Origin of the sequence: Corynebacterium sp. MSK218 (assembly GCF_030232655.1) — a bacterium.
In the GTDB taxonomy this organism is placed as follows: Bacteria; Actinomycetota; Actinomycetes; order Mycobacteriales; family Mycobacteriaceae; genus Corynebacterium.
In genome coordinates, this window is the sequence record NZ_JASPGN010000006.1 from 179,698 (window position 1) to 187,937 (window position 8,240).

The 8,240-nt window shown below is 58.0% G+C and carries 8 protein-coding genes; 7 read left to right on the forward strand and 1 reads right to left on the reverse strand.

Annotated features, from left to right (window positions below; translation table 11 throughout):
• Window positions 1-305: 305 nt before the first annotated feature.
• The 5 genes from QP922_RS06825 to QP922_RS06845 all read left to right on the forward strand — a co-directional run bounded on the left by QP922_RS06825 (window position 306) and on the right by QP922_RS06845 (window position 4,908).
• Complete coding sequence (locus QP922_RS06825; protein WP_284808530.1) at window positions 306-833, forward strand: hypothetical protein; 528 nt, start codon at window positions 306-308, stop codon at window positions 831-833.
• Between the two features lie 60 nt (window positions 834-893).
• A complete protein-coding gene (locus QP922_RS06830; RefSeq protein WP_284808532.1) occupies window positions 894-1,847 on the forward strand; it encodes a DUF2891 family protein in 954 nt (317 codons plus the stop codon).
• A 413-nt stretch (window positions 1,848-2,260) separates the two neighbouring features.
• On the forward strand, window positions 2,261-2,887 hold the full coding sequence (locus QP922_RS06835; protein ID WP_284808534.1) for a sortase family protein: 627 nt from the start codon (window positions 2,261-2,263) through the stop codon (window positions 2,885-2,887).
• A gap of 289 nt (window positions 2,888-3,176) precedes the next feature.
• A complete protein-coding gene (locus QP922_RS06840) occupies window positions 3,177-4,085 on the forward strand; it encodes a hypothetical protein (protein ID WP_284808535.1) in 909 nt (302 codons plus the stop codon).
• Window positions 4,086-4,302: 217 nt separating this feature from the next.
• Window positions 4,303-4,908, forward strand: coding sequence for a hypothetical protein (locus tag QP922_RS06845; protein ID WP_284808537.1), 606 nt, complete (start codon window positions 4,303-4,305; stop codon window positions 4,906-4,908).
• Window positions 4,909-4,989: 81 nt separating this feature from the next.
• Here the strand turns inward: QP922_RS06845 and QP922_RS06850 are convergent, their stop codons facing one another.
• The gene (locus QP922_RS06850) at window positions 4,990-6,570 is read right to left on the reverse strand and encodes a peptide ABC transporter substrate-binding protein (protein WP_284808539.1); all 1,581 of its coding nucleotides are present in this window, start codon (window positions 6,568-6,570) and stop codon (window positions 4,990-4,992) included.
• A gap of 407 nt (window positions 6,571-6,977) precedes the next feature.
• Between QP922_RS06850 and QP922_RS06855 the strand changes: the two genes are divergently transcribed.
• Together QP922_RS06855 and QP922_RS06860 are read left to right on the forward strand one after the other, a co-directional pair.
• Window positions 6,978-7,526 carry a hypothetical protein gene (locus QP922_RS06855; protein ID WP_284808540.1) on the forward strand — a complete coding sequence of 183 codons (549 nt, stop codon included), beginning with the start codon at window positions 6,978-6,980 and terminating at the stop codon, window positions 7,524-7,526.
• A gap of 244 nt (window positions 7,527-7,770) precedes the next feature.
• A partial coding sequence (locus QP922_RS06860) for a hypothetical protein (protein WP_284808542.1) occupies window positions 7,771-8,240 on the forward strand: 470 nt, incomplete at its 3' end.

Consider the following 8,240-nt stretch of genomic DNA (forward strand, 5'->3'; position numbering starts at 1 on the left):
CGTGAGTTGTGCAGCAGTCCGTTTTGTGAACTGCATCCTGTGCTGTAGACACCTTTGCGTCCCACAATGAACCGATTCCCCGACGCTTCAGATGTCTGCTTTACACACTAGAAAGAGGCTAAGACAAAAACTCACATACCCGCTCACATGTTCGATTGAACCGATCGATACCACACGAATACTGGCTATACAGGTAGGGAAGAATGGTTTATTGATCAATAGAATCCTCCCAATTTTCAGCGCTCCGACGCGTCCCGCGATACAGTAAGGACACTTCCCTACCTCCCCTATTGAAGGAGACGTCTATGAATTCGTGGCATCGCCGGTCCAGCCTTGGAATGGCAACAGTCATCGCCGCAGGCCTCGTAACGGTTCCTACTGCGACAGCACAGGAGCTCAACGTGGAATCTTCTCGGTGCTTGCACGAGGACTGCTTCAGCGCTTTCAGCAGCAAGGCCGACGAGGCCGAAGAGTACAAGCCATCTAAAGAAGATGAAGCACGAGCCAAAGAGATGTGGCAGGAGGCTGAAGACGCCCGCCTCAAGCTAGAAGAATTGAAGAGTTCCGGCGCTTCAGCGGAAGAGATAAAAGCAGCCGAAGAGGAGTACCGGCTCGCCTCCCAGAAATGGGGCGAGTTCCTCATGGACATCAACGTCAAAGACGCGCTGCGTGAGGAGAACGAGCGCGAACTTGAACAGATTGACACGAAGGAAAAGCGTCTCTCCCTGCTGGCGGCCGGCGGCGTCGTTGCTCTCGTCACCGCGACGCTGGTTGGGCTTGTCAATGCAGCAGAGTTCTTCCTCCCGCAGTTGAAGGCTGCACTTTCCCTGTAGCGAACAACCACGAAACTGCAGGCCATAATAGATGTCCGGGGTCTCTGCCATACTTGATTCATGACAGAGTTTGAGACCATGGCTAGTGTATGGGCGAGTGGGATTGCGGGCGTCCTCGAGCGCGAGTTTCCCGCCGCCATGCACCATACGAGCGCGTCCGCCGATGATTGCCACGTGCGCCCGCGGGAGCTGCACCCGAGTTTCTATGGGTGTTTCGACTGGCATTCCAGTGTCCATATGCAATATTCAGGGGTGCTTCTGGACACAACTCTCGGCCCAGAGTCCCCGGCCGAACTTGCCGCGCTTCTCGACGAACGCCTCAGCCCCAACGCCCTCGCCGTGGAACTTGAGTACCTTACGCAGCATCCGGGCTATGAAATGCCTTATGGGCGCGCGTGGCTGCTCCAGTTAGCGTCGGTCCGACCCAGCGATGCGATGGATAAGCTCGTTGCGCTGACCGCGCAGCATTGCCAAAGCTGGCTCGCCTCACTTAACCAGCCGGTACGCCACGGCATGCATTCCAATACCGCTTTCAACCTCTTCCTCATCCTCGAAGCAGCAGAGAAACTCGGGTTGGATTCACTGGCAAATTCGGTGCGCGAAGCTGCTGTTCGACTGTTCGGTAGTGACCGTAACTATCCGCTCGAGTGGGAGCTTTCCGGACATGACTTCTTGTCCAACGGGTTATCAGAAGCACTACTCATGTCCCGCGTGCTGCCGGATTTCGACGAGTGGTTCGATGGATTCCTTCCCCACCGCGCCGAAGCACTGGATTTTCTGACAACGATCCCGGAGGTCCTCGACCCCACCGATGGCCGCCTGGCCCACCTCTACGGCCTAGCGCTGTCGAGGGCGTGGATGCTTGTTGAACTCGCCGAGCATTTCGACGCCTCTGCCCTACCGCGCGCCCAAGCGCTGGCGACTAGTGCGGAGCCTCAGCTTATCGACGGCGACTTCATGTCTACCCACTGGCTCATCACGTATGCGCTGCGCTATCAGCTTGCCACGAAGTAGTACCCTATTTCTTTAATCACCTCACCATCAGGAGCTTGCCCATGGATTCTCGCTACTCGGCGCGGCGCGACGACTACCGCCTGCCGGAAGAGGGGATCCGCATTGATCTTCACAAGGAACGCGCTAGGCGTCGTGACCGCTCTCCTCAGGACCGCGAGGGCTCTGCTAGGCAGCGCGCACCCTACCGGCCGCGTCGGCGTCCCGACCACACGCGCATAGCTTCTTCCCCTTCTACTCCAACCACGTCGACCTCATTCAGGCGCACTGCTTCCCAGTCGGCGTCCGCTCGGACAGCGTCCAGCCATGCGGTGCCGGACAGGGCTAGGAGGGGAACTGGGGGACGTCGCCAAGCAGCACGTCATCGCAAGCCCAGCAGTCGCCGCGGGATGGGGGTACTCCTTATTCTGACGCTGGTGTTCGTCGGTATCATTGCCGCGCTCAACCTCAATCAGGAATCAGATGCGCCGGCACCGCAGCCAACGGAGGTGGTGGCGGAGCCCGCTGCCGTCATCGAGCCCTCCCCCGCAGTGGAGATGTACATCCCAGCGATTGATGTGCGCGCAGAATTCGAGGAAGGTTCCTGCAGGGTCAAGGACAATAAGATCAACCCGGATTCGATGAATAAGGCCTGCACCTATACCGCAGACGATAAGCCTTATGCGCTTCCCGGCACGGACTCGCCAGACATCGTGGTCATTGCCGGGCATACCGGCGCGGGCGTACCAGCAGTGTTCAATAACCTCTACGACGGTCGCGCCGATACGCACAAGGCCTCCGTGGGCGACAAGCTGTTCTTGCGCACGCAGAACTCTGGCGAACAGTGGCTGGTATACACCGCAACGGATCTACATGACCCGTCCAAGGAAGGCCTTGAGCAAGATGAAAGCATCTGGGGCGCCGATGCCAAGCCTGGCCGCCTGCTCACCATCAGCTGCATCCAACCGGCCAATCCGCTGGCTTCCGCCGTGCGCAATGCGGTCGTGGGCTGGCAGTTTGAAGGCATAACCGCAGCACCAGAAACTGCCGCTGATCAGAGCTAAGCTACCCCTCGGCCATCCCCCCATGCAGGGGGATCCCGACTTCCAGGGGCCTTTGTCGAACATTTTCGCAGGTCATGGTTTCAAATACTGCCGCATTCCCGCAGTGTAAGCGGATTATTTGTGCTCTATCCGAAAGCTTCACTGCATCGAACACGCTGCGTACATGACTCCGCGTATACCTAAAAAGTTACGGGAAGTCACACCATAACTCCTGTGACTAATGTGAAAGTTGTGACTATTGTGGTTCAAGTCGGGTGAATCCCTCTCACAACCCCACAAGGAGAAACACATGAAGCACATCAACCGCACTCTGACCGCAGCTGTCCTGGCTGGTTCCCTCGCACTGGGCGGCACCGCCGTTGCCTCTGCGCAGATCCCGGCCCCGGCCGTGTTCGAGCTCGAAGGCACCACCTACCAGCGTCAGGCTGACGGATCCTACAAGAGCACCAACGAACTTGGCTCCACGTCCCTCACCGCTGAGCAGGCTCAGGCCGCTTGGGAGCGTCTGCAAGAGAAGGAAGCTCCTGCAGACAACCAGGAGGAAGGCCCTACGACCACCATTCAGCTAGGCGACGAGGAGGAAGCCCCGGCACCGGCACCGGAAAACCCGGATCCGGCTCCGGCTGGCCCGTCCAAGGTTGACACCCCGATCGACAACGGCACTGGCGGATCCGAGCAGGGTTCCGCAAAGCCGGAGGCCCCGGGCTCTAAGAAGCCTGAAACCCCGGGCTCTGAAAAGCCGGAGGCTGGCAAGGAAGAACCTACTAAGCCTTCCGGTACCGAGACTGCTCCGACGGGTGGCTCCCAGGCCCCTTCCACCCCTGCGGATGATGCTGACTTCGACACCGAGAAGCTGGCATGGCTGGCGCTCCCGGCTGCCCTCATCATCGGTGGCGTGACCTGGTACCTGGCTAAGGACGGCAAGACCTACGTCAAGACCGAAGAGGCTGCTCAGAAGGACGCTCCTTCCGCTGAGGAGAAGGCAGCTTCTGAGCAGATGCTCAAGGAGAACAAGGACGAGGTCATCGCCCAGGGCGGCAAGGTGGCTGAGAGCACCGCTGAGAAGTCCCAGGCTCAGTCCCGTGGTATCTCCGCCGAGACCGGTTCCAACACCGTGGCCCGCGGCCTCGCTGCACTGGCTATCGCAGCCATGATTGCTGCCGGCGCATTCGTTGCTCGCCGCAAGCTCTTCATCTAAAACACTCATAGGCCCACTCCCGCGCTAGGACGCGGGAGCACCGCATGCCACCCCCTTTAATCGGGAGCGGTGGCATGCGGTTTGTGTGTTTTTGATGACACCTTGGCGCTCAGAGCACAACAAGCCGCCATTGAGCACACCATTCACATCTGTATCAGCTAATCTAGAATCGTCTCATTTTCCCAGCGTCTATCGCTGTTATTCCCAGGAGAAGAATATGAAGAAGACTTCGCTCACTCTCGCCACTACCGCTCTGACCGGCTGCCTCGTCTTGGCCGGCACCACCATCGCTTCCGCTGATGAAGAGGCTACTCAGGAGACTGATACCAAGATCAACTTCTGCTGGGCACCAGCCGCAGAGTTCACCACCACCATCGACGAAGAAGAGCACACCTTCACGCAGGAATCCTTTGGCCTGTGGCGCGCTGCTGACAACAAGGAACTAACACTCAACCGCGCTGAGGTCATGGAGATCGCCAAGGCTGATACTCAAGCCTGCGGTGTTCAGGATGAGGCTGCAGCACTAATCCAGGAATCCATCATCAACAACCCGCCGACCTCCACCACCACGACGACGACGGAGACCACGACATCGGCGACCCCGGCACCTGAAGCTCCGTCAACGCCGTCCGAGACCCCCTCTCAGATTGAGACCCCAACTGCGGAGTCCAGCTCCTTCGATGAGGAACTGAGCTCCGCCGATGGCGAGCCGACCGACCTGGGCATTGCTGCCATCATCGCAGCTGTCCTCGGCGTCGTGGGCGCAATCGCCGCTGTCGCTCCGAGCGTGGCAAAGTCCCTCGGCATCAAGCTGCCTTTCTAACAGCTGCTAACGATCACGACGAAGCGCTCCTCAGTACTAATCGTTGAGGAGCGCTTTTCGCGTAGCAGGGCGTATGGCGATCTACTTCAACGTCACGTTGTAGTACAGCGGCTTCGATTTCCACGTGAAAATCACGTTGTCGACACGCTCGGAGTAGCCACCGGTGGAGTTGGTGTACCACAACGGGATTGCGGGAAGGTCCTGCATGAGTACTGCTTGGGCATCATTGACCCGCTCAACGCTTTCGCCTTCGTTGGATGCCGCAGCAGCCTTCTTCAGAAGCGAATCAAACTCGGGGTTGGAATAGTCGGCGTCGTTAGTCGCAGCTCCTGTGGCATACAGCGGCTCCAAGAAGCTCGACGGCGACGGATACACCGACTGCCAACCGGTGCGGAAGGCGCCCTCGATCGTCTTGTTTGTCACTTCATCGCGCAGCGATTTGAAATCCGGATACGGCGCTGGCTGTGCATCGATATCAAGGGTGTTCCGGATAAAATTCACGACGGCATCGACCCACTCCTTGTGGCTGCCATCGGAGTTATACGCCACGGTAAACGGCCCCTCAAACGGTTTCATCTCTTCCGCCTTGGCCCACAGCTCACGAGCCTTGTCCGGGTTATAGGTCAGGACGTCGTTGCCGGGGATGTCCGTGGCGCCGTCGTTAAGCACGGGCGAGGTGAAGTCCACCGCCGGAATGTTCGTCCCTTGGAAAATGGTCTTAGTAATCTCGTCGCGGTCAATGGCCATGGACAGTGCTTGTCGACGCAACGCCCCCGCCTCCCCGCTAAAGTTCTCATCCCCTGCGGGAATAGTGATGGACTGGAAGATAGCAGCAGGTTCATTCACTGCACGTTCGCCGAGATCCGTTTCAAAGTTGGCCATGGCCGAGGACGGAACCGAGTCCAAAACATCCAGATTCCCCGAGAGTAGATCCGCATATGCTGCGCTGGCATCGGCATAGAATACGAAGTTCAAACCATCATTCTGCGCCTTGCGGTCACCTTCATACTTCTCATTGGGAACGAGGATCGCGTTTTGGTTATGGTTCCATTCTTGCAGCTTATAGGGGCCGCTTCCTACCGGGTTTTGGCCGTATGCATCGATGTCATCGAAGGCTGATTCGTGCATTGGGAAGAAAACGGAATAGCCCAAGCGCGTTTCGAAATCCGCAGTGGGCTCATCGAGCTCAATGGTGAACGTCTTCTCATCGACAACCTTGAGCCCCTCCATGCTCGCTGAACCTTCTTTGTAGCCCTTGATGGGCTCGAAGAAATAGGCAGAGAGCATGCTGTTTTCTACCGCGTTGTTCCATGTGTCGACATAGTCCTGGGCACGCACCGGGGAGCCGTCGGAAAACACCGCGTCCTCCTTGAGCGTGACCTTGTAGGTCACATCATCGGTCTTCTCAATGCTTTCTGCCTGATCATTGTGAACCTCGCCGTTCTCATCGAAGTACACGAGTCCTGAGTAGATGAGGTCAATGAGCGTTGCTCCCGGCACATCGCTGGTGTCCGCGGGGATGAGCGGCTTTTGGGGTTCGGTGGAGTTGGTACTGATGAAATCAACATCCGCCGCGTCACCGGAACCGTCTCCTCCGCAGGCGGCCAGGCCAGCCGCTGCGACAACTACGGCGAGGCTCGCGCCTACTTTTGTCCATTGCATGAGTTCTCCTTAGGGGGTTGCAGGTGTGTGAATTGTCTCATAACTATGCGTAAATATGTTGCGCTTCACCCATTAATCACACTTCCGACGCCGAAACCATTCGCACATTTCCTACATAAAGCCTGTCAACCCCCTCGGCGGCTTCCCCACGCCTTCTCCCCAACTGCACCACCACCTTGCAGACCTTTTCGCTTTTTCGTAGCACCATAGCGGCGACAGCGAACATTATCGTGCACTGATAAGCCCTTGGCAGCTGCCGTGGAATACCCATATAACCTTTCACAGCTTGGCAAATCCTGCGCCGTCCTTCGTTAGCATGTGTGAAGTCGATTTCAATACGCGGTCACGCTACTGATGTCGACATTGACTTTTCATACAACGTCCCCGAATTCCCTAGGAGAAGAAATATGAAGCGCATTTCCCGCAACCTCACTGCTGCCGCTCTGGCCAGCTCCCTGACCATGGCCGGCGTTGCAGCTGCCTCCGCCGAGGAGAACACCGAGCTCAACGGCAACGACCTCGTTGACGCCGTAGTAACGGCCGGCGAGAACGGCGAGGACCCGATTATCCCAATCAATGCCCCTGCCGAGGGCAACAATGAGAAGCCAACCGGCGAAACCAAGCCAACCGGCGAGAACAAGCCAACCGGCGAAACCAAGCCAACCGGCGAAACCAAGCCGACCGGCGAGAACAAGCCAACCGGCGAGAACAAGCCGACCGGCGAAACCAAGCCGACCGGCGAGAACAAGCCAGGTAAGGGCGAGGACAAGCCGGGCAAGGACAATGCAGGCAAGAAGGAGAAGAGCTCCTTCGACGACTTCAAGGCCAAGCTGTCCTCCGAGGAAGGCAAGCCGACCGGCTTGGGCATCGCCGCCATCGTCGTCGGCGTTCTTGGCGCAATCGCTGCTGCTGTTCCGGCCGCTGCCCAGGCTCTGAACATCAAGCTTCCATTCTAATTCTGAAGCTTGAGCGTCCTGAGGGACGTTGATAGGCGTAGGCACCCCCACCACCATCGCGTGGATTGGGGGTGCCTTTGTGAATTCATGGGGAGTAGTCCCAAAAGTCGCGGGTTTTTCGCCAAACACCAATCACCGGCGTGGGAACTGGGTTACACTCCGAAGCCAACCGATATCGGTTAACGGAAAGGCTCAATCCACCTTTCACGATCTTTTTCACCTACTACCTATCCTTGGAGTTTTTATGTCTACCTTCTCTCGCGGCCTGCTAGCCGCTACCTTGACTGGTTCCCTCGCCCTTTCCGGCACTGCTGTCGCTTCCGCCAATGACTGCGGCTCCCCGTCTGCTGAGTTCACCGCCTCCGTTGAAGGCAAGGAGCACACTTTCAAGAAGGTCTCCGAATTCCTGTGGCAGGCCACCGACGATGAAAATGTCACACTGAACCGCGCCGACGTTTTCCAGATGGCTAAGGACGGGGCGGACGTGTGTTCTTCTGAGCCTATCGACCTCGACGAATGGGGGACTGGCAACAACGACAGCGGTTCCGAAAGTGACAAGCGCGAGGATGATGACGCTGATGCTGGCAAGGACAAGGGCGACGCTGATGCTGGCAAGGACAAAGGCGACGCTGATGCTGGCAAGGACAAAGGCGACGCTGACGCCGGCAAGGACAAAGGCGACGCTGACGCCGGCAAGGACAAAGGCGACGCTGA